This window comes from Lentzea jiangxiensis, assembly GCF_900104175.1.
Lineage (GTDB): Bacteria > Actinomycetota > Actinomycetes > Mycobacteriales > Pseudonocardiaceae > Lentzea > Lentzea jiangxiensis.
The window spans coordinates 1-23,165 of record NZ_FNIX01000008.1 but is presented as its reverse complement, the minus strand read 5'-3'; the positions used below and the strand labels follow the sequence as shown (position 1 = coordinate 23,165).

Sequence of the window (23,165 nt, the reverse complement as noted above, 5' to 3'; positions counted from 1 at the left end):
CCGGCGGTCCGGCGTCTCGCGGCCTTGTAGTCTCCGTCCGTGAGCCGCCGCCCCCGTCCGACAGTCGCGATAACAGCCGACCTCGTCATCCTGACGATCCGGGACGGCGTCCTCTGCGTGCTGGTGGTGGAACGCGGCAATGACCCCTTCGCGGGCCGGCTGGCCCTGCCGGGCGGCTTCCTCCGCGGCGAGGAGAGCCTCGACGAGACGGCGGCCCGCGAACTGTCGGAGGAGACGGGTCTGGACGCCGCCACCCTGCACCTGCAGCAGGTGGGCGTCTACTCGGCCCCGGATCGCGACCCGAGGCGCCCCAGGGTGGTGACCTGCGCGTACCTCGCCATCGCCCCGAACCTCCCGCGCCCAGCGGCGGGCACGGACGCCAAAGCCGCCCACTGGCTGCCCGTCACCGAGGCGCAACGCACGGGCCTGGCGTTCGACCACGACCAGATCCTCACCGACGCGCTGGAACTCGCCAGGGCCGAACTGCAGTTCAGCACCATCGCGACCGCCTTCTGTGACACTGAGTTCACCATCGGTGAGCTGCGCGAGGTGTACGAGGCGGTCTGGGGTGTGGACCTCGACAAGCCGAACTTCCACCGCAAGGTGACCGAGTCGGCGGGCTTCGTGGAGCCCAGCGGTGCCAAGCGGCCCAGCCCCACGGGCAGGCCGGCCGCTCTCTACCGGGCGGGAGGCGCCTCCACGCTCTCGCCGCCGATGATGCGGCCGAGGCCGGCGTCCGCCTGACGGGCCGCGGCGTGCCGGCGGGAACCCGCCGTCTCGGGCGCGCCGTCCGGGTATGCCCGACGGACGGTGTCGTCAACGCCGAGATCCCGCCCGTCACGGTTCTGGCCGGAGGCATGGGACGACTGGCCGACCGCACGGCGAATTTTGCCGCCCCCTCGGTCAGCCCACTTCGTGTCGTCATGACATTTGGCTTTGAATAAAGCAAAACTACTTGATGTCGATCTGACAATAACCTAGTCTCGCCACATGCCCGTCATCCCGGATCCACCCAGAGGCAGACTCACTGCGGACACGGTTCTGTTCACCAAGCAGGCAGCCGCCCTGTCGATCCTCCTGGTGCGGAGGAGAAACCCTCCGCACCAAGGCGCCCTGGCCCTCCCAGGCGGGTTCGTGGAACCGGGAGAGCGAGCAGCGGACGCGGCGGTCCGGGAGCTGGTCGAGGAAACCGGCATCGCGATCCCAAGAGACCGCCTGAAACGCTTCGGCACCTACAAGACCCCGGGCCGTGATCCCCGGGGGCCGATCGAGAGCGTCGCCTTCCACGCCTACCTGCCGGGGGCGCCGGCGCCGACTCGAGGCGGGGACGCGGCCGCCGCCCACTGGACCACCCTGGACGACTTCTTCGCGGTCACCGCCGAGGTCGCGTTCGACCACCGCGCCATCGTCTCGGACGCGATCGTCAGCAGGTTCGGCTTTCGCTACCGCGTGGAATCCGTGGCAGATGTCCACTTCCGCCGCCTGTGAGTGTCCAATCCAGACGCGTCGGAAATCCTCGACGAAAGGTTTGACGCGAAACGTGCGCCGGGGTTAGTCTCCTCCGCGCCGCGGGCCGATGCCATGCGACCCTCACGCCGGACCCGCTCACGCCGAGTTCAGCCACACCGGACCCGCTCGCACCAGACCCACGCGCACCGGGTGCGGTTCCCACCCGGTTTCGCGCCACCAGAACTGCTCCACCCGGAACGAACAGGCCGTGTCGCGGACTCGCCCTCCGCCTTCCAGTCGCGCCTTCGGTCGCGCGTAGCAACGTCCCGTCAGACGACGGGATTACGTTGAGGTGAAAAGATGATCGTGATTCTGACCGCGTTGCCGGTCGAGCAGGAAGCGGTGCTTGAGCACCTAGTGCATGTCCGCGAGCACCGGCACGTCCAAGGCACGCTGTTCGACGTCGGCACGCTCTCCGGGCGGCCCGACCGGCAGGTCGCGCTCGGGGTGACCGGGCAGGGCACGCTGGCCGCGGCCACCCTCACCGAGCGGGCGATCGCGGAGTTCTCGCCCTCGGCCGTGCTCTTCACCGGGATCGCGGGCGGGTTGCGGGAGAAGCTCGCGATCGGGGACGTCGTGGTGGGCACCAAGGTCTACGCCTACCACGGTGGCAAGAGCGAGGACGAGGAGTTCCTCGTGCGGCCGCGGTCCTGGGAGATCTCGCACGACCTCGAGCAGCTCGCGCGCCGGATCCGGCGCACCGGCGCGTGGTCCGCAGGGGAACCGAGGCCCGAGGTCCACTTCGAGGCGATCGCCGCAGGGGACGTGGTGCTGAACTCCACGACGTCGCCGATCGCGAACGCCCTGCGCCGCAACTACAACGACGCCGTCGCAGTCGAGATGGAGAGCGCCGGGTTCGCGCTCGCGGCACATCTGGCCGGACGGATCGGCACGGCGACGGTGCGCGGCATCAGCGACCACGCCGACGGCACCAAGTCCGTCACGGACGGCCAGGGCGGGCAGGTGCGGGCGGCGCGCAACGCCGCGGCCTTCGCCGTCGCGCTCGCCGCCGCCGTCCACGAGACCGATCCCCCGTCGCACACCGCGTCCAGGCCACCGGTGAGCCGCAACATCGCGCACGCCGGTGCCACGGTCGGCCAGCAGAACGGCGTGAACCACGGCGCCTTCACCATGAACGTCACTCGGGAGAACCGATGAGCTACCCGGACGGCACGTGGCCGCCCATGGACAACCAGAACATCGCGGCGTCAGGAGCCGCGGTCGGCCAGCAGAACGCGGTCAACTACGGCGACACGGCGTTCCACGTCGAGGCGATTTACCACGTCAACCAGGGCGATCCGCCCGAGCGCCGCAACGACGTTGCGCGCAACTTCCTCGCAGCCGGAGTGCCGAGAGAGGCCGAGCGGCTCTTCGGCGACCTGCTCAGGGAAGGCCACGTCACCTCGGAAAGAGCGTACTACTACGCGCTTTCCGTCGTGAGCGGACGGTCGTGCGGCGAGGTGGGCGGCGAGCTGTTCAAGAACGTCCGCGACGCGCGCAAGATCGCCCAGTCGCTGCCCGACGACCCGTGGCAGGAGGCGTTCACCGTCGTCTGGCGCCTGCTGCACCTCGTCCGCGACGAGGCGGGGGCGCACCGTCCCCGCGAGAACCTGGACCAGGTCCTCGACGCGTTCGGCTCGCTGCCGCCGGACCGCCAGGACGAGATCACACAGCACCTCGCCACGATTCAGGACGGCGTCACGCAGGCCGCGCTCGAAGGCGTCTACGCGCACCGCGTCGTGGCGCAGCGCATGTCGAACGGCCGCGTCCAGCGGGCCTGGAAGTTCTTCGAACCGGAACCCGCGCCGCCGCGGCCGTTCATCGCGGCCGAAACCAAGCCCGAGCAGAAGGACTGGCTTCCCGTCTTCCTCGGCGGAGCCGCCACCCTCATCGGCCTGCTCAACAGCTTCGCGGCCACGTCACTGCCCGGTGTCCTGCTCGCCCTGCCGATGATCATCGGCGGTGCCGTCCTCATGATCCACCACGGCGCCTGGCGGGCCGGCGCGACGATGTGGGGCCAGATCCGGCTGAGCCAGGTCGCTCCGCCGCCCCAGCAGCCGGAACCGCGGTCGCCGGGCCACTGGGTGTCGACGGCGTTCGTCCGCGAGGTCCACCGGATCGTCGACAGCCGGTTCACCGAGGCGCGGCCGCACGTCGCCGGGGACTGGCCCACCTACACGGCGGGCATCCGGGCACACCTCAAGCGGCGGTTCGTGGACCTCTACGGCAACGCGCAGGTGCCGGCGGGCGCCGTGAGCTGGCTCGCGCGCTGGCACGCCCGCAAGGTCGCGGAGGGCTGGGACAGCAACGCGTTGTTCCACACCGCTGTGCGATCGCCGGAACGCGACACCGCGCTGCACCGGGTGGGGATCGGCGCCACCGTCGCCGGAATGGTCGTGCTGGTCGCGGCGGGCGGCATGGGCGCGGTGCTCTTCCTCGCCCCCGGCTGCTACTTCGCCGTGAAGGCGGTGACCAGGATCCGCGGCCTGAGCCGCATGAGCGCACTCGCCCGCGCCCACGACGAGCAGATCTTCGCCGCGGAGCAGCAGGGCTACGAGGAATGGGTGCGGGTGCTGGCCGACCGGCCGTCCGACAGCGAGATGGCGCGCTGGCTTTCGCTGGACAAGGTGTGCCTGAAGAACGACCTGGTGCGGCGCAACAACCTCACCACCCACGACCTCGTGACGCACGTGGTCATGACGGAGGGCGCGAACGGCGCGAAGCGCGCCAGGGTGCTGCACGGCCCGCCGCGGTACTCGCACTACGAGGTGCAGATCTTCCTACTCACCCGCAGCGGTGTCCGGGAGACGCGGGTGGAGCTGAACTTCCTCACCGGCGAGGCGCGCAACGAGCGCCGCAACCTCTTCCGCTACGACGCTCTCGCGTCCGCCAGCGTCACCGAGGTCGGCCTGCGCGCCACCCACGGCGAGGGCGACGGCGCCAGGGAGGTCGAACGGCTGCGCAGCCGCAGGTTCTGCCTGACCCTCGTCAACGGCCGCGACATCACCGTCGTCGCGGAGAACTTCCGCAACAGCAACGATTCCCTGCTGGAGGACGAGTCGGAGCTGTTCCTCGTGGCACTGCAGACCTCCGGCATCGACGCCGCGCTGCCGATCCTCGAAGCCGTGGCGGCGGAGGGCAGCGACTGGATCGACCGGGAGCAGGAACGCCGCGAGCGCTGGTCCCGCGACTGGTACGAGTGACGAGGCGCAACGGCTTGGCGCGATCTCGCGCCCGGCCTGACCGTGCCCGGATTTCCCGCCTGGGAACAAGAGTCCGTCCTCAGGACCGGATGAACTCCAGCAGGTCGACGTTGATCACGTCGGCGTGCGGTGGGTCGCGGCGGGGGCGGGTGACTTCCTGCACGTGCCGCAGGGCGGGCTGCACGCCTTCCGCAACGACGCCGACGCGCCGGCCGAGATGTTGTTGCTGTTCGCGCCCGGTGCGCCCCGCGAGGAGTACTTCGGGCGGCTCGGCGAGGTCGCGGCGGCCGACCCGCGCCGCGTTCCTCACCGAGCACGACTCGTACTTCGTGGACACGCCCTAGAAGTGCACGGAGATCGCCGAGGCCGGGCACACCGCCGCCGCGTGCCGGACGTCGGCCAGCCGCTCCGCCGGCGGGTTCGCGTCCAGCAGGTCGACGAGCCCGTCGTCGTCGCGCTGGTCGAACACGTCGTCCGCGGCGAGCACGCACTGCCCGGCCCCGACGCACTTGCCCTGGTCCACCACGATGTTCACGCCGACCTCCAGGTGACGGGCAGTTCCGCGACGCCTCCGGTGAGCGTCGCGCGTACCTGCAGTTGGTCGAGTTCCTTGGCGAGCCTCATGTCCGGCAGTCGCTTCGCGAGCGCGGCGAACACGACGCGCAGTTCGGTCCGCGCGAGCGAGGCGCCGATGCAGAAGTGCGCGCCGTGGCCGAAGCCGAGGTGTGTCCTCTCGGGACGGTCGGGGTTGAACTCCTCGGCCTCGGAGTACACCGTCGCGTCGCGGTTGGCGGCGTTGATCGACAGGACCAGGGCGTCGCCCGCCCGGATCGTCACGCCCGCGATGTCGACGTCCTCGCGGGCGTAGCGCAGCAGGCCGAGGTCGCCGGGGGCACCGAGGCGCATGACCTCCTCGACGACGGCGTCGACGCGGCCCTCGGGGTCGGCGACGAGGGCGTCCCAGCGCGAGCGCTCGGTGAGCAGGAACAGCACGCCCAGGCCGATGCGGTTGACCGTGGTCTCGTGGCCCGCGAACAGCAGGCCCACGCAGAGCCGGACCATCTCCACGTAGTCGAATGACGGGTCTTCGGCCTGCGCGCGCACGAGGTCGGAGATCACGTCTTCGCCGAGTTGCCCGCGCTTGCCCTCGACGAGCCCCACCATGTACCGGAAGAACTCCTCGCGGGCCTGGTGGGCCTCCTCGCCGATCTCGGTGCTCGCCATGCGTTCGGACAGCGACGCGAAGAGCTCGTTGTCCTCCTCCGGCACCCCGAGCAGGCCGCAGATCATGGCTACGGGCAACGGGAACGCGAGGCCGCGGTGCAGGTCGACCACGCCGGTCCGCTCGTGCTCGGCGATCAACGAGTCCAGGCAGGCGTCCACCAGCCGCTGCATGTTCTCGCCCAGCATCCGCATCCGCTTGGCGGAGAACGCCGGCGTCAGCAGCCGCCGCATGCGGGTGTGGTCGGCCTCCTCGGTCGCGTACTCGCCGCTCGGCCCGTCCTGCACGGCGGAGGTAGAGACGCGCGACGCCTTCTCCGGTTCCGGGTGGGACCGGCCGAAGCGCTTGTCGCCCAGCAGGAGCTTGACCTCCTCGTACCGGGTCACGAGCCAGGCCGGGTCGCCCGCCGGGGTCGTCACGGGCGCGATCGGCGCCTCGCGTCGCAGCAGCTCGTAGAGCGGAGCCAGTTCGAGGACGTTCGGCCTGGCAAACGGCAGCTTCAGGCGCTCTGCGTCAATGCTCATGCACTGACCGTAGCGCTTAATGGCAGATGGTGCCAATAAAGATTTGCGGGGCTGGCGTGCTTGAATCACCCGATGACGGACGTCGCGACGGAAAAACCCCGCCGGGGTCGGCCGCCGGTCAGCGAGGAGCAGCGTCAGCGTCAACGCCTCGACATCTCCCGCCACGCGGTCGCGTTGTTCGCCGAACGGGGCGTCGCCGCCACGTCGGGCGAGCAGATCGCGCAGGCCGCGGGCGTCTCCGAACGCACGTTCTGGCGCTACTTCCCGCACAAGGAGAGCTGCGTCGAGCCCCTGCTGACCAAGATGGTCGACGCCTTCCGCGCGGTCGTGCGGGCCTGGCCGCGCGAACTCGAGCTGATCGACCACCTGCGCGAGGCTTACACGCCGCTGCTGGACGCGGCCTCCGACGCGGACATCGAGGCGGTTCTCGCCGTGGTGCGCCTGACCCACGGCGAACGTGCGCTGCGCGCCGCGTACCTCATGCTGCGCGAACGGGCGGAGGACACGCTGGCGGAGGTCCTGGCCGAACGCACGGGTCTGCCCCCGGACGCCATCGAGGTACGGGTGCAGGCCGCCGCCATGAGCGCGGTGCTCAAGGTCGCCACGGACGACGTGGCGCGCGCGGCGGCCGGCGGCGTCACGAGGGACACGCTGGAAGGCCACCGCGAGCAGATCGCTGTGGCGCTGCGCGGCCTGTCGCAGGTGCTCTAACCGCTGGAGCTCGACCACGCCCAGATGAACGCCACGACCAGCGTGATCACGACAACCACCCCGGCGGTGCCGGCGATCGCCATGTCCTTCCCCGCGGACCGCCACGGCGCGGGCGCGGCCACCAGGACGACGAGCCCGGCCAGCGCCGAGCCGAGCGCGATCCAGATGAACGAGTAGGCGTATTCGCCGCCCTGCCAGCCGAACGACTGCAGCGCGTTGGTCAGGAGGGCGACGACGGTGAGCACGAGCAGGACTGCGGGGTGGCGGACCCGGCCAGTGCGGCGAGACGCCACGGTCGATTCCGGTCACGGTTCGAGGGTGCCGCCACCGGTCGGGGACGGCATCGGTGGGACTACTCAACGCAGGACGAGGCGACCACCCCGCTGGAACACACGCCCTCACACCCCGAGCAGCGCGACCACCCGCTCCCGCAACGCCAGCGCGACCGAGTCGAAGCCGCGTTTCACGTACTCGCCCTGCGCCTCGAACACCGCCCCGGCGTACCTGCCGGTGAACGTCTCGAACGTCCGGTAGGCGCACCGGCCGGCCGGCAACGGCGTGATCACCTGGTCCCGCGTGCCCAGCAGGCCGGGGAACGTGTCCCCGGTGTCGTACCGCAGCAGGCGCGGTGGCTCGACCACGCGGACGAACTCGCGGCTCACCCAGGTGCCCTCGCTGCCGTCGGGCCTGGGGAGGGTCAGGTCGATCGGCGAGCCGACGGCCAGCGTCGTGGCCACGGCCAGCGTGTAGGGGTTCCACTGCGGATAGTGCGGGTAGTCGAGCAGGACGTCCCACACGAACGCGGCGGGCGCGTCGATCTCCACGACCACGGACTCGATCACGTGTGCGCTCATGCCGGCATGTACTCCCCGCCGTTGACGTCCAGGACGGCCCCGGTCACCTCGGAGGCGTGGCGGGACAACAGGAACAGCACCGCGCCCGCGCACGCGTCGTCGGCCGGGATGCGGCCGAGCGGGTTGCGGGCGGCGATCTCGTCGTAGACGTCCTGCTCGGTGACGCCCCGCGCGCCGGCGGTCATCCTGAGGTAGGAGCGGACACCCGGTCCGTCCAGCCAGCCCATCACGGCCTGGTTCGCGCGGATGCCGTGCTCGCCCAGCTCCAGGGCCAGGAACCGGGTCGCCGTCGCCATCGCGGCCTTCGCCGCCGCGTACCCGCCCTCGCCGCGCATCGGCTTGCGGGTCGTCATCGTGCCGATGTTCACGATCGAGCCCCGGCCGGCGGCCTTCATGTGCGGCACGACCTCGCGGGTCACGTTCAGGGCGCCGAACAGGATGATGTCGATCGACCGCCGGATCGCCTTCTCCGGCGTGTCCAGCAGGTCGGCGAAGCCCGCGTGCCCGAACGCCGAGTTCACGAGGCCGGTGATCGCGCCGAACCGGTCGGCGGCGGTGGCGACCAGGCGCGCCACCTCGTCGGGCCTGCGCACGTCGCACTGGACGCCCACGGCCTCGCCACCGGCGGCGGCGACGTCCTGCTCCACCCGCTTCATCACGTCGGCGGACCGGGCGGCCATCACGACCTTCGCGCCCTCGGCGGCCGCCCGCAGGGCGAGCTTCGAGCCCAGGCCGGGGCCGACGCCGGTGATCAGCACGACCTCGTCCCGCAGCATCACAGGTAGACCTCCTCGTAGAAGGCGAAGTCGCGCCGCAGCTGCTCCTCGGACAGGCCGAAGTCCTGAGGTGCGTAGGAGTGCGAGCCGTGCCGCTCGGTGCGGTTGCGCTCCAGGTAGGCCTCGAACGCCGCGTCGTCGGCGGGACCGGGTCGCAGGCCGAGGGCGTCGAGGACCTGGCGGGCGACCTCGACGGGTTTGCTCACGGTGTCGGCGAACCGCACGTCCACGAACCGGTCCGGGCGCGCGGACCTCGCCGCGGCGAACCCTTCCAGCGTCCTGGCGAACCGGCCGGACCAGTACCGTCCGATCCGGACCGGATCGACGTCCTCGCTGTACTGCGCGGACATCGCGCTCACCATCGAGGCGTACGACGGCACCGCCTGGCCCGGGGACCGGTGCGTCATCACGATCCTGCAGCCGGTGAACTCGTCCAGCACGGTGTCGACGGCGGTCAGGTGGTGCGGTGACTTGAGCACCCACGGCAGCGAGCGCGACTCGTCCTGCCACCGCAGCACCTGCAACCACTCCCGCAGCTCGCGGTAGGCGGGGCGCTGGTCGGCCGAACGCAGCCAGTCGCCGTAGGACGGGACCCGGTAGAACGAGTCGAAGCTCATCGACACGAACGTCCGGTCGAGCAGGACGACGTCCTCCTCCGGCCCGTCCCACACGACGGTGTGCAGGTCGCCGAAGTCGGGGGAGAGCTGCGAGAACACCCGCATGCGTTCCCGCGCCCGGCGTTTGCGCACCGCGGCGTCCGGACCCTCACCGGGGAACGGCAGCGGGTAGGCGACCTCCCACGACAGCGTGGACGTGACCTGGGGCGAGGCCGCGAGGAGGCGGTGCAGCAGCGTCGACCCGGTGCGCGGCAGGCCGCAGATCTCCGCGGCCACCCGCACCTCGACGTCGAGCACCTCGGGGTGCGCGCGTTGCAGCTCGCGCAGCCGCAACCGGTCGCACAGCAGTGCCGTGAGCCGGTGCCCGGTGAGCTCGAAGCCCAGCGGGGAGAGCGCCGCCTCGGTGTTGAGGCTGTGGACGAGCACGTCGAGCGGTTCGCGGAACCAGTCGTCGCCGAAGTCGGCCAGGCCGGTCTTCGCGCACGCCTTCTCCAGCAGTTCCGGCACGTTCAGCGCCGTCGTGACCGTCATCGGACCTCCTCCAGGGGCACCACGCGGCACTTCGGGATCGGATGGGTGCGCGCGCCGAGCCAGCGCAGCAGAGCGGTGCCGGAGCTGTGGCCGCAGGTGTCGATCCAGTTGCCCACCCCGGGGTCCTCGGCGGCCACCACGATCGTCAGCCGGCCGTTCACGAGCGACGCCGTGTGCTTGTTGACGGTGGTCCGGCGCCGGTGGTCGAGCGACTCCATCCACCAGTTGTCGAGCTGGAAGTTCCAGTACGGGCAGTCCGGCACGTCGGTCTCGATCACCCAGGCCTCGCCGGGGCGCAGCGCCCAGTACCCGTGCAGGTAGAAGATCTCCGGATCGCCGCCCGCCCGCTGGAACATCTCCTGGCCGAAGTCCGGCAGCTCGTTGGGGCGCGCCATGAACGTCCGCGTCCAGTGCGCGAACGTGGCCGCGGTGCCGTGCACGGACGAAGCCGCGCGCCGCAACGCCTTCGCGACGAACTCCGGTGTCGGCGCGGCGGGTTCGGCCGGACCGCCGACCTGCTCGACGTGCCACCGGCCGGGTGTTTCGGACGACCGGTCGAGGTAGGTCTGGCGCACCACGAGCCCGGTCGAGTCGGGGGCGAGCGGGAGCCAGTTGCCCGGCTGTTCGGCGGCGCTCGCGATGATCTCGACCGTGCCGTCCGGCGCGACCGTCAGGTCGGCGTCGGACAGCTCTCCGGTCGACGCCATCGTGCCGTCCGCGGCATACCGGTTGGCCTTGGAGCCGATGCTGAAGTACGAGATCGTGCCGCGGGTCCCGGTGATCCGGTAGGTGCGGTCGCCGCGGATGTTCGCGGACAGGTAGACGTTGTCGGGGTTGTCCGCGCCGATCTTCACGAGGTCGAGCTCGTGGAACCGCGGGAAGTCGGGATCGGCGTTGTCGAGGCAGGAGTAGAGCATCTCGCGGGTCAGCCGGGCGAGGTAGCGGTAGCCCTCCGCACGGTCGAGCGGGGTGTCCGGCGCGCGCTCGGACAGGACCACCTCACCGGCCTTCTCCAGCGCCCGGCAGAACTGCGTCCACGTCTGGTCCCGCACGGGAGTCCTCCCCGGATCTAGAACGTGTTCTAGCTGAAGCTACACCACTCCGAACAACGTTCAACAGACCCCGAGCGCGCGAAGCCGGGCCAGCACGACCTCTGCGGCGGCCTGCGGGCTCAGCACCGTCGTGTCGAGCCTGACCTCCGGGGCGACCGGCGGTTCGTAAGGCGAGTCGACGCCGGTGAAGTTCGCCAGCTCACCCCGCCTGGCCTTGCGGTACAGGCCTTTCGGGTCGCGCTGCTCGGCCACGGCCAGCGGCGTGTCGACGAAGACCTCGCAGAACTCGTCCTCGCCCACCAGGTCGCGCGCCAGCGCCCGTTCCGCCCGGAACGGCGAGATGAACGAGACCAGCACGATCAGCCCCGCGTCGACCATCAGTGCCGCGACCTCGGCGATGCGCCGGACGTTCTCGACCCGGTCGGCGTCGGTGAACCCGAGGTCGGAGTTCAGCCCGTGCCGCACGTTGTCGCCGTCCAGCAGGAACGTGTGCCTGCCTTCGGCGTGCAGCGCCTTCTCGACCAGGTCGGCGATCGTGGACTTGCCCGCCCCGGACAGCCCGGTCAGCCACACCACGCACGGCCGGTGCCCGTTGCGGGCGATCCGAGCCTGCTTGTCGACGGTCATCGCCCGCCAGCGCACGTCGTTCGGGCTCAGCGCGAAGTCGATCATCCCGGCGCCGACGGTGGCGTTGGAGAGCCGGTCGAGCACCACGAACGAGCCGAGGTCTCGGTTCGTGCGGTAGGTCTCGAACGGCACGGGCGTGTCGAAGTGCACGTTGTCGACGCCGATCTCGTTGAGCCGCAACGCCTTCGTCGCGGTGAACCCGACCGTGCGCGCTCCGATCTTCGCGAGGTACTGCCTGCCCGGCAGCAACCCGTTCTCGTGCAACCAGACCAGCCGGGCCTGGAACGAGCGGGCGACGCCCGGCGGGTCCCCGGCGGCGCCCAGCACGTCACCGCGGCTCGCGTCCACGTCGTCGGCGAGCACGACGGTGACGGACGCGCCGTCCGGTGCCTCGTCCAGGTCGCCGTCCATCGTGACGATCCTCGCCACGGTGGTGGTGCGGTTTCCGAGGCTGACGGCCTCGCCCTTTTCCAGCGTCCCGCCCAGCACGCGCCCGGACAGGCCGCGGAACGTCGCGTCCGGCCGGTTGACCCACTGCACCAGGAAGCGGGACGGGCCTTCCCGCCTCGTCGGCGGGGAGGCGGTCTCCAGCCACCGCAGCAGGGTCGGCCCGTCGTACCAGGGCGTCCGCTCGCCGCGCCCGACGACGTTGACGCCCTCGGTGGCCGACATCGGCACGCAGGTGATCTCGTCGAAGTCGAGCTCCGCCGCGAACTCCGCGAACCCCGCGGCGACCGAGTCGAACGCCTCCCGCGAGTAGCCCAGCAGGTCGAGCTTGTTCACCGCCACGGCCACGTGCCGGATCCCCAGCAACGACACGATCCGCGCGTGCCGCCGCGTCTGCGCGAGCACGCCTTTGCGCGCGTCGAGCAGGATCACCGCGGCATCGGCGGTGGACGCGCCGGTGACCATGTTCCGGGTGTACTGCTCGTGCCCCGGCGTGTCCGCGACGATGAACCGCCGCGCCTCGGTCGCGAAGAAGCGGTACGCCACGTCGATCGTGATGCCCTGCTCGCGTTCCGCCTCCAGCCCGTCCACCAGCAGCGCGAAGTCCAGCTCACCGCCGCGCGTCCCCACCCGCCGGGAGTCGGCCTCCAGCGCGGCGAGGTGGTCGGCGTGGAGCAGCTTCGACTCGTACAGCAGCCGTCCGATCAGCGTGCTCTTGCCGTCGTCGACGCTGCCGCAGGTGATGAACCGCAGGAGCTCCATCAGAAGTACCCCTCCCGCTTCTTGCGCTCCATCGACCCGCTCCGGTCGTGGTCGATCACCCGTCCCTGCCGCTCGGACGTCGTCGCCGTCCGCATCTCCTCGACGACCTCCGCCACCGTCCGGGCCTCGCTGCGCACCGCGCCGGTCAGCGGGTAGCAGCCCAGCGTCCGGAACCGCACCAGCTCGTGCCGCGGCTCGTCGTGCAACGGCATGCGCTCGTCGTCGACCATGATCAGCGTGCCGTCGCGGTCGACCACCGGGCGCGGCGCGGCGAAGTACAGCGGTACCACGGAAATCCGCTCGCGCTCGACGTAGCGCCACACGTCGAGCTCGGTCCAGTTCGACAGCGGGAACACCCGGATGCTCTCGCCGGGCGCGACCCGCGTGTTGTAGAGCCGCCACAGCTCCGGCCGCTGGTCCTTTGGGTCCCACCGGTGCTGCGCGGTCCGGAACGAGAACACCCTCTCCTTGGCGCGCGAGGCTTCCTCGTCCCGGCGCGCGCCGCCGAACGCCACGTCGAACCGGTGCTCGTCGAGCGCCTGCCGCAGGCCCTGGGTCTTCCACAGGTCGGTGTGCCGCGCGGAACCGTGGTCGAACGGGTTGATGCCCGCGGCCACGCAGTCGGGGTTGCGGTGCACGATCAGGTCCAGGCCGAGCTCGGCGGCCGTGCGGTCACGGAACTCGATCATCTCCCGGAACTTCCACGTGGTGTCGACGTGCAGCAACGGGAACGGCGGCTTCGACGGGAAGAAGGCCTTGCGCGCCAGGTGGAGCAGCACCGAGCTGTCCTTGCCGATCGAGTACAGCAGCACCGGGCGCTCGCTCTCGGCGACGGCCTCGCGGAAGATGTCGATGCTGTCGGCTTCCAGGCGGTCGAGGTGGTTCACGTGAGCACCCCCGCGAGCTCCGGGCGGCAGATCAGCAGGTCGGGCAGCCACGGGTCGGGCTGGTTGTAGTGCAACGGCCGCCCGTCGGCGCGCGAGGCGTGCAGCCCGGCCGCGCGGGCCACGTGGACGGGCGCGGCCGAGTCCCACTCGTACATCCCGCCCGCGTGCAGGTAGGCGTCCGCCTCGCCGCGCACGACGGCCATCGCCTTCGCGCCGGCGCTGCCCATCGGCACCAGCACGCCGCCGATCGCCTCGGCCACCTGCCGCGCGAACGCCGGTGGTCTCGTGCGGCTCACGACGATCCGGGGCCGCCGGTACGGCACCCTGGGCTTCGGCCGGTGCGCGGGCAACGCGACCGCACCCGCGACGAGCTCGCCGCGTTCCCAGAGCGCGACGTGCACGGCCCAGTCCGTGCGGCCGGGCTCGGCGTACTCGCGGCTGCCGTCCAGCGGGTCGATGATCCACACCCGGTCGGCGGTGAGCCTGCGGAGGTCGTCGGGCGCCTCCTCCGACAGCACCGCGTCGTCCGGCCGGTGCTCCGCGAGCTGCGCGGCCAGGAAGATCTGCGCGGTCCGGTCGCCGTTGCCCGGTCGCACGCGGACCAGCAGCCGGCCGGTCTCGGTGGCCAGCCGTCTCGCGAGCCCGCTGTCGGTCTCCGCCATGCACCCGAGCGTAGGAGCAAACCGAACAACGTTCAACATGCTTCTGAACGTTGTTCAACGTTAGGCTGGACGGCGTGAGCACCGAGCGAACGGCCTGGGGTGACGCGGAAGGCAGGCGGCGCGACATCCTGTCGTCCGCCGAGCTGCTCCTCGAGCAGCAGGGCTACGCGGGCCTGACCATGCGCGCGATCGCGGTCGGCGCCGGCGTCAGCCCCGGCACCGTGTACCAGTACTTCTCCGGCAAGGAGGACGTGTTCGCGGCGCTGATGCAACGCCGCCTGGCCGAGATCCGGCACACCCTCGCCACCGTCGACAGGAGTCTCGGCGTCGCGGGCGTCCTGAAGGAGGTCGAGCCCCAGGTCACCGAGTTCTGGCGGCGGTTCGGCCGTTCGGCGGCGCAGTGGGAGGCCAAGGTGCTCTCCGGTGGCCGCCGCGGCAAGGAGGCCGCGGGGTCGGCGTCGGACTACCGCAAGACGCTCAAGGCGCTCGCGAAGGCGTTGCGCGAGACCGCGGAGGCGTCCGGGCAGACGCTGCTCGACGATCCCGCGCTGCCGCACTGGGTCTGGGACTCGCTGATCGGCCTCGCCGACGACCTGCTGCTGCAGGGCGCGCGGATCAACCGGGTCAAGCCCGCTCAGCTGGTCGAGTTCGCCACCGGCGCCATCGAGCGCGGCATCACCGCTCGCTGATCGGGAGGTCGTAGCGGCGCCGGATGCTCGTGCCCAGCACGCTCACGTCGGCACCGTAGACGTGGATCGAGATCGCGACCGAGCTGGAGTTGTTGCACACCTTGTGGATGTCGCCGGGCGGCACCAGGTACGAGGCCACGCCCTCCGGCGTCTTGTTGACGCGCAACGGGACCAGCCGATCGCCCTGCAACCGGTAGGTGGTCTCTTCCTCCTCGCCGACGTACGTGCCGACGACGCACCACGAGACGTGGTCGTGGATGCACGTCTCCTGGCCCGGCAGCCACACCAGGGCGACGACCGAGAAGCTGCCGTCCGGCTCGACGTGCAGGACGTGCTGGCGGTAGGCGGCCGGGTCGGGCTCGCGCTGCGCCGCGCTCAGCAGGAACGGGTCGGTGAGGTGCCCGGCGAGCGTCGCCGACACCCGCGCGGCGACGGTCTCGTCGTCACCGCCGCGCGCGATCGCGGCTCGGAGTGAGCCCACCAGAAGCGTGGCCGTGGGGGAGAGCAGGCTGTGCGTCACGAGCGGGTCCTCCTCGGAGGTCAGCTGATCAACACCGTTCCAGTCAGCACCAGGACGGCGATCAGCACGGTCGAGAGCAGGCCCAGCAGCAGCACCGCGGGGCCGGAGCGGATCAGGGAGCGCAGGCGCACCGCGGTGCCGAGCGCGAACATCCCGGCCGCCAGCAGCACGTTGTCCACGAACGTCGCCACCGACAGCACGGTCTCGGGCAGCAGGCCGGTCGCCCGGACCGCCGCCATGGCCAGGAAGCCGAGCACGAACAACGGCACGAGCGGCGGGCGTTGCCCGGTCGCCGGGTACTTGAGGCGCTCGGCGAAGCTCACCGCGGCGAGCATCGGCGCGAGCAGCACGACCCGCGTCAGCTTCACCGCCACCGCGATGGCCAGTGCGCCGGAGACGGGTCCCGCGGCCGCCACGACCTGCGCGACCTCGTGCACGCTGCCGCCCGCCCACACCCCGTACTGCGCCGGGGTCAGGCCGGTGAGCGGGAACAGCGCGGGAAGGCCGAACATCGTGACCGTGCCGAAGAGCGTCACGAGGCCGAGCGCCTTGGCGACGTCCTCCTCGTCCTGCTGCCGCACGCTGTTCATCGCGGCCACGGCCGAGGCGCCGCAGATCGAGAACCCGGTCGCGATGAGCAGCGACAGGCCCTCGCCCACCCCGAGCAGCCGCCCGAGCCAGCGCGTCGTCACGAACGTCACCACGACCGCGACGACCGCGAGCGCCAGGACCTCGTAACCGAGCTTCAGCACGTCGTGGAAGACCAGCTTCAGCCCGAGCAGCACGACCCCGAGGCGCAGCAGGCGGCGCCCGGCGAACTTCATGCCGGGAGCGACCGACGGCGGCAGCGCCACGACGTTGGCGACGACGGCGCCGAGCAGCACCGCGACCGTCAGCGCGCTGATCGACGGCTGCAGCCAGGACACGACCATCGCGACCGCGACCCCGCCCGCCACCACGGCGAGGCCGGGCAGCACGGAGTCGGTGGTGCGCGGTGTGGTCCTGACGGTCCCCATGACCACAACGATGGCCAGTGCGACCTATCGGCAGTAGATGGCCATTTCTTGGGGGCCCATAAGACGCGCTTATGCCGTGGCCGAAGCGGAGATCAACGCGTCCACCGTCGCGCGCATGATCGGCAGCCGGATCAGGTCCGGCCACGTGTAGAGCGAGGTGAGCCGTTGCGCCGCCGACTCCACGCGGACCGCGGTCAGCCCGGGGTGCTGCAGGAACGACAGCAGCAGCCGCGGCACGAGCGCGACGCCCAGACCTGCGGTGACGAGGCTCTGGATGGCCAGGTTGTCGTCGGTCGAGCAGGTGATGTCCGGCACGAACCCCGCCGCCCCGCACGCCTGGTGCAACGCGCGCTGGCACCGCACGCACCCGGCGATCCAGCGTTCCTCCGCCGCCTCGGACAGCGACACCCGCTCCCGGCCGGCCAGCCGGTGCCCCGAGGGCACGAGCAGCGCGAGCGGCTCGCGCAGCAGGGGCACGGTCAGCATGCCGTTGACGGTGGCCTCGTCCTGCGGTTCGTCCAGGTAGCTGAAGCTCAGCACCAGGTCGACCTCACCGCGCCGTAGTAGCGCGAACGAGTCCGGCGGCTCCTGCTCGACCAGCTCCAGCCGCAGGTGGGGGCGCTCCTCGGCCAGGATCGCCGCCGCCGCGGGCACGAGCGAGACGTTGGCGCTCGGGAACGCGCAGATCCGGATGGTGCCGATGTCGTGCGTCGCGATCGCACTGACCTGCTGGTGCGTGGTCGCGAGCCGGTCGAGCAGGTCCGACCCGCGTTCGGCGAGGATCCGCCCGGCCTCGGTGAGGTGCAGGCCCCGGCCGGTGCGCACGAACAGCGGCCCGCCCACCTGCCGTTCCAGCGCGCGCATCTGCTGGCTCACCGCCGGCTGCGTGCAGTGCAGCAGCCGGGCGGCGGCGCTGAACGAGCCGGTCCTGGCGACCGTCGCGAAGACCTCTAGCTGGCGGGTGTCGAACACTCCCGCACTGTAGGGCTCATTTCCCGGTGACGAGCGAGTCGAGCGTCGCGCCGTTGTTCTCGCCGCAGTGCTTGCGGGACGCGTCGAGCGTGATCGGCTTGTCCGCCTCGGCCTGTCCGAAGAGCCGCCGGAGCAGCTCGGCCTGCTCGTCGACGCCCGCGCGGAGGAAGTCGCCGCAGCTCGACTTCACGGTGAGCCGGTCGTCGGCGGGCACGAGGTCGACCGGGCCGAGGACGAACAGCACCGCGAGCACGATCGCGAGGCCGAAGCCGATGACCGCGCCGCCCGGGGAGCTCTTGCGCGGGGCGAGCCAGACCTCCGCCTGCTCCACGAACGGCTCGGCGGGGGAGAGGCCGGTGTCGATCCAGAACTCGAGGCTGTCGCCGCCGGTCAGGTCGAACTGGACGTGACCGGCGGCGAGGATGATCCGCACCACCTCCCCGCGGTCGTACGAGCCCGTCCAGAACGGCTCGGGCCGCACGAGCACCAGCCGATCGGGCAGCAGGAACACGACGTCGCGCTCACCCCTGGCGAGCCGCGCGGTCTGGCCGGGCTGCACGACGGTGCCCGCCAGCCGCGCCATCACCAGGGCGTGCTCGTCCTCGTCGAGGGCCTCGGCGGCCACCGACCACAGATCCGGTTCCACGTCACTGCTATCGCTGCGGGCGGGGACCGGGGTTAGCCGCGGCCGCCGAGGTTCGTCCGTTTGCCGATCAGAAGGTGAGCTTCCAGGAGTTGATGTAGCCGGTGTCGGCCCGTGCCACGTCCTGGACCTGCAGCTTCCACGTGCCGTTCGCGACTTCACCGGAGGCGTTGACCGGGTAGGTCGTCACCACGTTGTCGGCGGAGTCGTTGCCCGAGCCCTTGAGCCGGAACGCCGTGCCGTCCGGGGCGATCAGGTCGATGACCAGGTCACCGCGGTAGGTGTGCACGATGTTGACGTCGACCTTCAGCGTCGCCGGGGCGTTGCCGGTGATGCCGGAGACCGTGACGGAGCTGGTCACAGCGGCGCCGGCGTCCGGGATGGCCACGTCGTCCGTGTTCTCGAACGAGCCGCCGCCGGGAGGCGTGCCGGTCCCGACCGCGGCCAGCGCGTCGACGCGGCCCTCGCCGAAGAAGTTGTTCTTCGCCGTGGTGCCGCTGCACCGGGTGTCGGAGCAGGTCAGGTCGTCCGCCTGGGTCGCGAGCAGCGTGCGCAGCTGCGCCGGGGTGGCGGTGGGGTCGACCGACTTGAGCAGCGCGGCGACGCCCGCGACGTGCGGGGACGCCATCGACGTGCCGGACTTCGTGCCGTAGCGGCCGCCGGGGACCGTGGAGTAGACGCTGTCGCCGGGCGCCGCGATGTGGATCTTTTCGGTGCCGTAGTTGGAGAACGACGACTTGGCGTTCGACGAGGTGATCGACGCGACGCTGACGACGCCGGAGACCTCCGCCGGGACGCTCAGGCAGGAGTTGGTGACGGTGCGCGTCGCGGGGGTGGAGTCGTTCGGGCTCGTCGCGTCACGGGACTTGCTCGCGAGGTTGTAGTTCTCGTTGCCGGCGGCGGCGACGTTGAGCACGCCCTTGCCCTCGGCGTAGGCCACGGCGCGCTTCACGCCCTCCAGGATCGCGTCCTGGTCGGCGTTGTCCGGGCAGTTGAACAGCCACGGGTCGGTGTAGTAGCTGTTGTTGGTCACCTCGAAGCCGCGGTCACCGGAGAAGACCATGGCGCAGATGGTGTTCTCGGGGAAGAACAGGCCGGACGGCTTCTCGGCGATGCGCACGCTGGCGATCTTCACGCCCGGTGCCACACCGACCATGCCGCGGCCGTTCTTGGCCGCCGCGATCGTGCCGGCGACGTGCGTGCCGTGGGTGTCCGTGTCACGCCACGAACCCGCACGCGTGTCGAGCTTGCCGTAGGCGCACGACGCGGAGTTGGCGGCGTCGAAGTTCCCCTTGAGGTCGTCGTGCAGGTCGTCGACGCCCGTGTCGAGCACGCCGACCGTGACGGCGGCCGAGCCGGTGTTGACCGCCCACGCCTTGTCGGCGCCGATCTGGGTCATGTCCGTGCGCAGCGGCTCCGTGGTCGCGGGCGTGGCCTGCGAGGCAGCGGCGGGGATCGGCGGGTTGGCGGCTTCGGCGGGGATGTCGCTGGTGCGCGTGGCACCGACCTTCTGCACACCGGAGACGGCACGCATCTTCGTGGCGAAGTCGGCCGCACCCGAGTGCGCGACGATGACGCCGATCGCGTCGTAGGTGGACCAGACCGTGCCGCTGTTGCCCGCGACGGCCGACGCGGCACCGGCGGTGGCACCGGGCGCCGTGATGACGAGGTACGAGCGCGTGCCCGCGAGAGGCGCCGCAGCGGCGGGGGTCGCCACCGTGAGGACGCCTGCGCCCACGACCGCGGCGATGGCCGCGGTGCGCAGGCGAGAACGTGAACGCAAGAACACTGTTCCTCCAACACTCCCTAGCGGGCGATGCCCGCGCATGCCGCGCGGGTGCAGGGGCCCGTCATGCCGATTAGAGGAGGTCGGACGGCGTTCAGGACGCGCCGTTGCGGAAATGCCCCGTTCGGCTCACTACGAACGTCGCACGTCAGGCGTGGCACGTGAGAAGCCCGGCGAAGCGGCTCATGTCCAGCCGGGCGAGCGACCACAGCCGCCGCAGCGACAGGAACTCGGGTGCGACTCACCCGGTGAGCTTGGTGAGGCTCGCCGGCAGCCGTTCGAAGCCGCGCAGGATGCGGGTCGGACGGCGGCGCGCGCCGGGGAGCGGTGCGAGGCCGGGGAAGCGCTCGAAGATCGTCCGCAGGCCGATCTCGCCCTCCATGCGGGCGAGCTGGGCGCCCAGGCAGTAGTGGCGGCCCGCGCCGAAGGAGACGTGGTCGCGGGCGTTCGGGCGGCTCACGTCGAACGCGTGCGGGTCCTCGAAGACCGACGGGTCGCGGTTCGCGCCGGCGAGGACGGTCGTGACGAGCTGACCGCGGCGGACCCCCACGCCCGCGACCGTCGTGTCGCGGGCGCACATGCGGCCGGTCAGCAGCACCGGCGGGTCGTACCGCAGCACCTCGTCGACGGCGTTGCCCCACAGCTCCGGGCGGGCGCGGAGGGCTTCGAGCTGCTCGGGGTGCCGGGTGAGCAACGAGATCCCGTTGCCCAGCAGGTTCACCGTCGTCTCGAAGCCGGCGGCCAGCACGAGCCCGGCGGTCGCCTTGAGCTCGCGTTCGGTGAGGCCCTCGCCGTCCTCGCGGGCGGTGATCAGGCGGCTCAGCAGGGTGTCGCCGGGGTTCTCGCGCAGGGTGTCGAGGTGACGCGTGAGCCAGGTGTCGAACGACGTGAGCGTGGACTCGACGTCGCGGAACACCCGCCACGACAGGCCCAGGTCGAGGCTCGGGGCGGCGGCCGCGCCGAGGGCGAGGACCGTCGCGCGTTCACCCGGTGGCACGCCGAGGATCTCGCTGATCACGGTCACGGGCAGCAGGCCGCAGTACGTCTCGATCAGGTCGACCGGGTTCGCGGGGTCGAGGCCGTCGAGCAGGTCGTCGGCGATCTCCTGGGTGCGGGCGCGCAGCTGTTCGACCGCACGGGCGGTGAACACGCGTGTGACGAGCTTGCGGTAGCGGGTGTGCGCGGGCGGTTCGACGGCCAGCAGCGACGGCGGCTGCACGGGGTGCATGACGTCCGTGGCGGACCAGGCCGCCAGCTTGCCGAGGATGCCGGCGCCGAACCGCGGGCGTGCCGTGACGAACGCGTCGTCCGACAGCACCGCCTTCACGACCTCGTGCCGGGTCGTGGTGTGGCCGACCTTCGTGGCGGCGAGCGGGCCGCGGGCGCGGATCTCGTCGAACAGGCCCGTCAGGTCGGCGCCGGTGGAGGCCTCGACGGTGATGCGGCCCTGCAGGTCGCCGCGGCGGGCGGCCAGCCGCAGCACGGCACGCGGCAGCGCGTGGCCGATGCTCCAGCGCACCGCCGGTTTGACGTGCTCCTCAGCCAGGCTCGTCACGGTTCGCAGCGTGCCCAGCCGGTCGCTCCGAGTCAAGGTTCCGACCGCCGACGGCGAACCGGGCGTCCACTGGGGACGGTGTGCTGCCGGAGGAACGCCGCACCCGCGGATCAGCACCTGATGACCGGCACCTCCAAGGCGTCCACGACGTCGTTGTCCGCGTCCGTGATCACCCCGGCGACCTCGCCGAACGGCAGCACGGAGAACCGCGAGGCCGTGCCGATCTTCTCCGAACTGGCCAGCACGTAGGTGTCCGCGGCCTGGTGGGCGAGTGCGCGCTTCATCGCGGCCTCATCCGCGTCACCCGTCGTGAGGCCCGTTTCGGGATGCACGCCCGTGACGCCGAGGAAGAAGAGGTCCGCGTGCACGCCTCGTGCGGCTTCCACGGCAGCGGCACCGCACGCGACCATCGAGTGCTTGAACAGCCGCCCTCCGATCACGTAGACGTCCACGCTCCCGTGCTCCTCCAACGCACTCGCGATCGTCGGACTGTGCGTGACGACCGTGGCTTCGAGGTCGAGCGGCAGCGCGCGCACCACCGCGAGAGTCGTCGTGCCGCCGTCGAGGATCACGGTGCTGCCGGGTTCGACCAAGGCCGCTGCCGCTCGTGCGACCCGTTGCTTGCCGTCGACCTCGACGCCCTGACGCGTGGCGTAATCGGCGATAGCGGGAGAAACGGGCAGAGCGCCGCCGTACACGCGTTGGCAGAGGCCCGCGGCCGCGAGATCGCGCAGGTCGCGGCGGATCGTGTCCTCGGAGAGGCCGACTTCGGCGGCCAAGTCCTTGGCGACGATCCGGCCGTCGGTGCGCAGTCGTTCGAGCAGCAGGTCACGGCGCTGGGCGGCAAGCATGCACGTTTCTCCTTGTTTTTGCCGAGTCTTGCACATTATGGTCGGAGCATGCTGATCCTGATCGCAGGGCCTTACCGCTCGGGCACCGGGGACGACCCCGCACTGATGGCGCGCAACCTCGAACGGCTGGAGGAGGCGGCGTGGCCGATCTTCCGCAGCGGCCACGTGCCGATGATCGGCGAATGGGTCGCCCTGCCGGTGCTGCGCGGCGCCGGCGGCACCTCGCCGACCGACCCGGTCGCCTCCGAGATCCTGTACCCGACGGCGGAACGCCTGCTCCGGCACTGCGACGCCGTGCTGCGGCTGCCCGGTGAGTCGACGGGCGCGGACGAGGACGTGCGCATCGCCCGTGAGCGCGGTCTGCCGGTGTACGACCGCGTGGAGGACATCCCCGGCTACAGCGCCGCCTAGTGGCTCGTCCCAGAACGTTGACCCGGTAATCGGTCTTCTGGGCTGACCGGCAGGCTGGTCCCGCATGTCGAGTGCGGGAGGTGGTTGTGGCTCGTCGTCCGGAAGTGTTCGTCCGGCCGCTGTCGATGGAAGACGGCCGGAAACTGGCTCGGATCAGCCGGACCGCGAAGAACCCGGTCAAGTTACGTCGGGCGATCGTGGTACTGATGTCCAGCCAGGGGCAGACCGTCCGCGATATCACGTCGTTGATGCAGGTCAGCGCCGACTATGTGCGTGATGTGATCCACGCGTTCAACGAGCGGGGGTTCGACGCGCTGGACCCAAAATGGAGCGGGGGA

Annotated in this window: 26 protein-coding genes; 8 read left to right on the top strand and 18 right to left on the bottom strand. The window is 71.2% G+C overall.

Annotated features, from left to right (window positions below):
- The first annotated feature begins 39 nt into the window (after positions 1-39).
- The 4 genes from BLQ91_RS21890 to BLQ91_RS21875 all read left to right on the top strand — a co-directional run bounded on the left by BLQ91_RS21890 (position 40) and on the right by BLQ91_RS21875 (position 4,712).
- Entirely contained in the window at positions 40-744 is a 705-nt protein-coding gene (locus tag BLQ91_RS21890; protein WP_218130363.1) for an NUDIX hydrolase, read from the top strand.
- Positions 745-990: 246 nt separating this feature from the next.
- Positions 991-1,488: an NUDIX domain-containing protein gene (locus BLQ91_RS21885; protein ID WP_090099264.1), complete on the top strand. Its 498-nt coding sequence runs from the start codon at positions 991-993 to the stop codon at positions 1,486-1,488.
- A gap of 321 nt (positions 1,489-1,809) precedes the next feature.
- Positions 1,810-2,667 (top strand): 5'-methylthioadenosine/S-adenosylhomocysteine nucleosidase family protein, encoded by an 858-nt coding sequence (locus BLQ91_RS21880; RefSeq protein WP_090099262.1) that lies wholly within the window; start codon positions 1,810-1,812, stop codon positions 2,665-2,667.
- The gene (locus BLQ91_RS21875; RefSeq protein ID WP_090099260.1) at positions 2,664-4,712 is read left to right on the top strand and encodes a hypothetical protein; all 2,049 of its coding nucleotides are present in this window, start codon (positions 2,664-2,666) and stop codon (positions 4,710-4,712) included. The genes BLQ91_RS21880 and BLQ91_RS21875 overlap by 4 nt, the downstream gene beginning before the upstream one ends.
- 79 nt (positions 4,713-4,791) lie before the next feature.
- Here the strand turns inward: BLQ91_RS21875 and BLQ91_RS41525 are convergent, their stop codons facing one another.
- Genes BLQ91_RS41525 through BLQ91_RS21860 form a run of 3 tightly spaced genes read right to left on the bottom strand, consistent with a single transcriptional unit; the run spans position 4,792 to position 6,458 of the window.
- Positions 4,792-5,049, bottom strand: coding sequence for a hypothetical protein (locus BLQ91_RS41525; protein WP_176959886.1), 258 nt, complete (start codon positions 5,047-5,049; stop codon positions 4,792-4,794).
- A 3-nt stretch (positions 5,050-5,052) separates the two neighbouring features.
- Positions 5,053-5,247 (bottom strand): ferredoxin, encoded by a 195-nt coding sequence (locus BLQ91_RS21865; protein ID WP_090099258.1) that lies wholly within the window; start codon positions 5,245-5,247, stop codon positions 5,053-5,055.
- Positions 5,244-6,458 (bottom strand): cytochrome P450, encoded by a 1,215-nt coding sequence (locus tag BLQ91_RS21860; RefSeq protein WP_090099256.1) that lies wholly within the window; start codon positions 6,456-6,458, stop codon positions 5,244-5,246. The genes BLQ91_RS21865 and BLQ91_RS21860 overlap by 4 nt, the downstream gene beginning before the upstream one ends.
- Before the next feature lie 72 nt (positions 6,459-6,530).
- Here BLQ91_RS21860 and BLQ91_RS21855 point away from each other — a divergent pair, with 72 nt between their 5' ends.
- On the top strand, positions 6,531-7,169 hold the full coding sequence (locus BLQ91_RS21855; RefSeq protein ID WP_090099254.1) for a TetR family transcriptional regulator: 639 nt from the start codon (positions 6,531-6,533) through the stop codon (positions 7,167-7,169).
- Here BLQ91_RS21855 and BLQ91_RS21850 read toward each other — a convergent pair.
- From BLQ91_RS21850 to BLQ91_RS21815, 8 genes are all read right to left on the bottom strand, one after another.
- Positions 7,166-7,462 carry a hypothetical protein gene (locus BLQ91_RS21850; protein ID WP_143022755.1) on the bottom strand — a complete coding sequence of 99 codons (297 nt, stop codon included), beginning with the start codon at positions 7,460-7,462 and terminating at the stop codon, positions 7,166-7,168. The two genes, BLQ91_RS21855 and BLQ91_RS21850, sit on opposite strands and share 4 nt — an antisense overlap.
- A 105-nt stretch (positions 7,463-7,567) precedes the next feature.
- A complete protein-coding gene (locus tag BLQ91_RS21845) occupies positions 7,568-8,023 on the bottom strand; it encodes an SRPBCC domain-containing protein (RefSeq protein WP_090099250.1) in 456 nt (151 codons plus the stop codon).
- Positions 8,020-8,799 (bottom strand): SDR family oxidoreductase, encoded by a 780-nt coding sequence (locus tag BLQ91_RS21840; RefSeq protein WP_090099569.1) that lies wholly within the window; start codon positions 8,797-8,799, stop codon positions 8,020-8,022. The genes BLQ91_RS21845 and BLQ91_RS21840 overlap by 4 nt, the downstream gene beginning before the upstream one ends.
- Positions 8,799-9,947 carry a sulfotransferase family protein gene (locus tag BLQ91_RS21835; RefSeq protein ID WP_090099248.1) on the bottom strand — a complete coding sequence of 383 codons (1,149 nt, stop codon included), beginning with the start codon at positions 9,945-9,947 and terminating at the stop codon, positions 8,799-8,801. Before BLQ91_RS21835 ends, BLQ91_RS21840 begins: the two co-directional genes overlap by 1 nt.
- A complete protein-coding gene (locus BLQ91_RS21830; RefSeq protein ID WP_090099246.1) occupies positions 9,944-10,999 on the bottom strand; it encodes a DUF1214 domain-containing protein in 1,056 nt (351 codons plus the stop codon). The genes BLQ91_RS21835 and BLQ91_RS21830 overlap by 4 nt, the downstream gene beginning before the upstream one ends.
- Positions 11,000-11,059: 60 nt before the next feature.
- Positions 11,060-12,835, bottom strand: coding sequence for an adenylyl-sulfate kinase (cysC, locus tag BLQ91_RS21825; protein ID WP_090099244.1), 1,776 nt, complete (start codon positions 12,833-12,835; stop codon positions 11,060-11,062).
- Positions 12,835-13,722 carry a sulfate adenylyltransferase subunit CysD gene (gene cysD, locus BLQ91_RS21820; RefSeq protein ID WP_218130362.1) on the bottom strand — a complete coding sequence of 296 codons (888 nt, stop codon included), beginning with the start codon at positions 13,720-13,722 and terminating at the stop codon, positions 12,835-12,837. The genes cysC and cysD overlap by 1 nt, the downstream gene beginning before the upstream one ends.
- The gene (locus BLQ91_RS21815) at positions 13,719-14,384 is read right to left on the bottom strand and encodes a 3'(2'),5'-bisphosphate nucleotidase CysQ (protein WP_090099240.1); all 666 of its coding nucleotides are present in this window, start codon (positions 14,382-14,384) and stop codon (positions 13,719-13,721) included. Before BLQ91_RS21815 ends, cysD begins: the two co-directional genes overlap by 4 nt.
- 74 nt (positions 14,385-14,458) lie before the next feature.
- Between BLQ91_RS21815 and BLQ91_RS21810 the strand changes: the two genes are divergently transcribed.
- The gene (locus BLQ91_RS21810) at positions 14,459-15,073 is read left to right on the top strand and encodes a TetR/AcrR family transcriptional regulator (RefSeq protein WP_176959884.1); all 615 of its coding nucleotides are present in this window, start codon (positions 14,459-14,461) and stop codon (positions 15,071-15,073) included.
- Here the strand turns inward: BLQ91_RS21810 and BLQ91_RS21805 are convergent.
- From BLQ91_RS21805 to BLQ91_RS21775, 7 genes are all read right to left on the bottom strand, one after another.
- Entirely contained in the window at positions 15,060-15,593 is a 534-nt protein-coding gene (locus tag BLQ91_RS21805) for a cysteine dioxygenase family protein (protein WP_090099236.1), read from the bottom strand. The two genes, BLQ91_RS21810 and BLQ91_RS21805, sit on opposite strands and share 14 nt — an antisense overlap.
- 20 nt (positions 15,594-15,613) lie before the next feature.
- Positions 15,614-16,609, bottom strand: coding sequence for a YeiH family protein (locus BLQ91_RS21800; protein ID WP_090099567.1), 996 nt, complete (start codon positions 16,607-16,609; stop codon positions 15,614-15,616).
- A 69-nt stretch (positions 16,610-16,678) separates the two neighbouring features.
- Complete coding sequence (locus tag BLQ91_RS21795) at positions 16,679-17,581, bottom strand: LysR family transcriptional regulator (RefSeq protein WP_090099234.1); 903 nt, start codon at positions 17,579-17,581, stop codon at positions 16,679-16,681.
- 16 nt (positions 17,582-17,597) lie between these two features.
- Positions 17,598-18,227 carry a hypothetical protein gene (locus BLQ91_RS21790; protein WP_090099232.1) on the bottom strand — a complete coding sequence of 210 codons (630 nt, stop codon included), beginning with the start codon at positions 18,225-18,227 and terminating at the stop codon, positions 17,598-17,600.
- 67 nt (positions 18,228-18,294) lie between these two features.
- On the bottom strand, positions 18,295-20,013 hold the full coding sequence (locus tag BLQ91_RS21785; RefSeq protein ID WP_425412514.1) for a S8 family peptidase: 1,719 nt from the start codon (positions 20,011-20,013) through the stop codon (positions 18,295-18,297).
- A gap of 238 nt (positions 20,014-20,251) precedes the next feature.
- Positions 20,252-21,565: a cytochrome P450 gene (locus BLQ91_RS21780; RefSeq protein ID WP_245733722.1), complete on the bottom strand. Its 1,314-nt coding sequence runs from the start codon at positions 21,563-21,565 to the stop codon at positions 20,252-20,254.
- 110 nt (positions 21,566-21,675) lie between these two features.
- A complete protein-coding gene (locus tag BLQ91_RS21775) occupies positions 21,676-22,416 on the bottom strand; it encodes a DeoR/GlpR family DNA-binding transcription regulator (protein WP_090099228.1) in 741 nt (246 codons plus the stop codon).
- Positions 22,417-22,464: 48 nt separating this feature from the next.
- Here BLQ91_RS21775 and BLQ91_RS21770 point away from each other — a divergent pair, with 48 nt between their 5' ends.
- A complete protein-coding gene (locus tag BLQ91_RS21770; protein ID WP_176959883.1) occupies positions 22,465-22,827 on the top strand; it encodes a DUF4406 domain-containing protein in 363 nt (120 codons plus the stop codon).
- An 86-nt stretch (positions 22,828-22,913) separates the two neighbouring features.
- The coding region (locus BLQ91_RS21765; protein WP_143022754.1) for a helix-turn-helix domain-containing protein at positions 22,914-23,165 on the top strand (252 nt) is incomplete at its 3' end.

Excerpts from the sequence above, each read along its gene's own strand:
- BLQ91_RS21885 (WP_090099264.1), top strand. The coding sequence starts at position 991 with ATGCCCGTCATCCCGGATCCACCCAGAGGCAGACTCACTGCGGACACG.
- BLQ91_RS21880 (WP_090099262.1), top strand. The coding sequence starts at position 1,810 with ATGATCGTGATTCTGACCGCGTTGCCGGTCGAGCAGGAAGCGGTGCTT.
- BLQ91_RS21875 (WP_090099260.1), top strand. The coding sequence starts at position 2,664 with ATGAGCTACCCGGACGGCACGTGGCCGCCCATGGACAACCAGAACATC.
- BLQ91_RS21860 (WP_090099256.1), bottom strand. The coding sequence starts at position 6,458 with ATGAGCATTGACGCAGAGCGCCTGAAGCTGCCGTTTGCCAGGCCGAAC.
- BLQ91_RS21855 (WP_090099254.1), top strand. The coding sequence starts at position 6,531 with ATGACGGACGTCGCGACGGAAAAACCCCGCCGGGGTCGGCCGCCGGTC.
- BLQ91_RS21845 (WP_090099250.1), bottom strand. The coding sequence starts at position 8,023 with ATGAGCGCACACGTGATCGAGTCCGTGGTCGTGGAGATCGACGCGCCC.
- BLQ91_RS21840 (WP_090099569.1), bottom strand. The coding sequence starts at position 8,799 with ATGCTGCGGGACGAGGTCGTGCTGATCACCGGCGTCGGCCCCGGCCTG.
- BLQ91_RS21835 (WP_090099248.1), bottom strand. The coding sequence starts at position 9,947 with ATGACGGTCACGACGGCGCTGAACGTGCCGGAACTGCTGGAGAAGGCG.
- cysC (WP_090099244.1), bottom strand. The coding sequence starts at position 12,835 with ATGGAGCTCCTGCGGTTCATCACCTGCGGCAGCGTCGACGACGGCAAG.
- BLQ91_RS21815 (WP_090099240.1), bottom strand. The coding sequence starts at position 14,384 with ATGGCGGAGACCGACAGCGGGCTCGCGAGACGGCTGGCCACCGAGACC.
- BLQ91_RS21800 (WP_090099567.1), bottom strand. The coding sequence starts at position 16,609 with ATGGGGACCGTCAGGACCACACCGCGCACCACCGACTCCGTGCTGCCC.
- BLQ91_RS21775 (WP_090099228.1), bottom strand. The coding sequence starts at position 22,416 with ATGCTTGCCGCCCAGCGCCGTGACCTGCTGCTCGAACGACTGCGCACC.
- BLQ91_RS21770 (WP_176959883.1), top strand. The coding sequence starts at position 22,465 with ATGCTGATCCTGATCGCAGGGCCTTACCGCTCGGGCACCGGGGACGAC.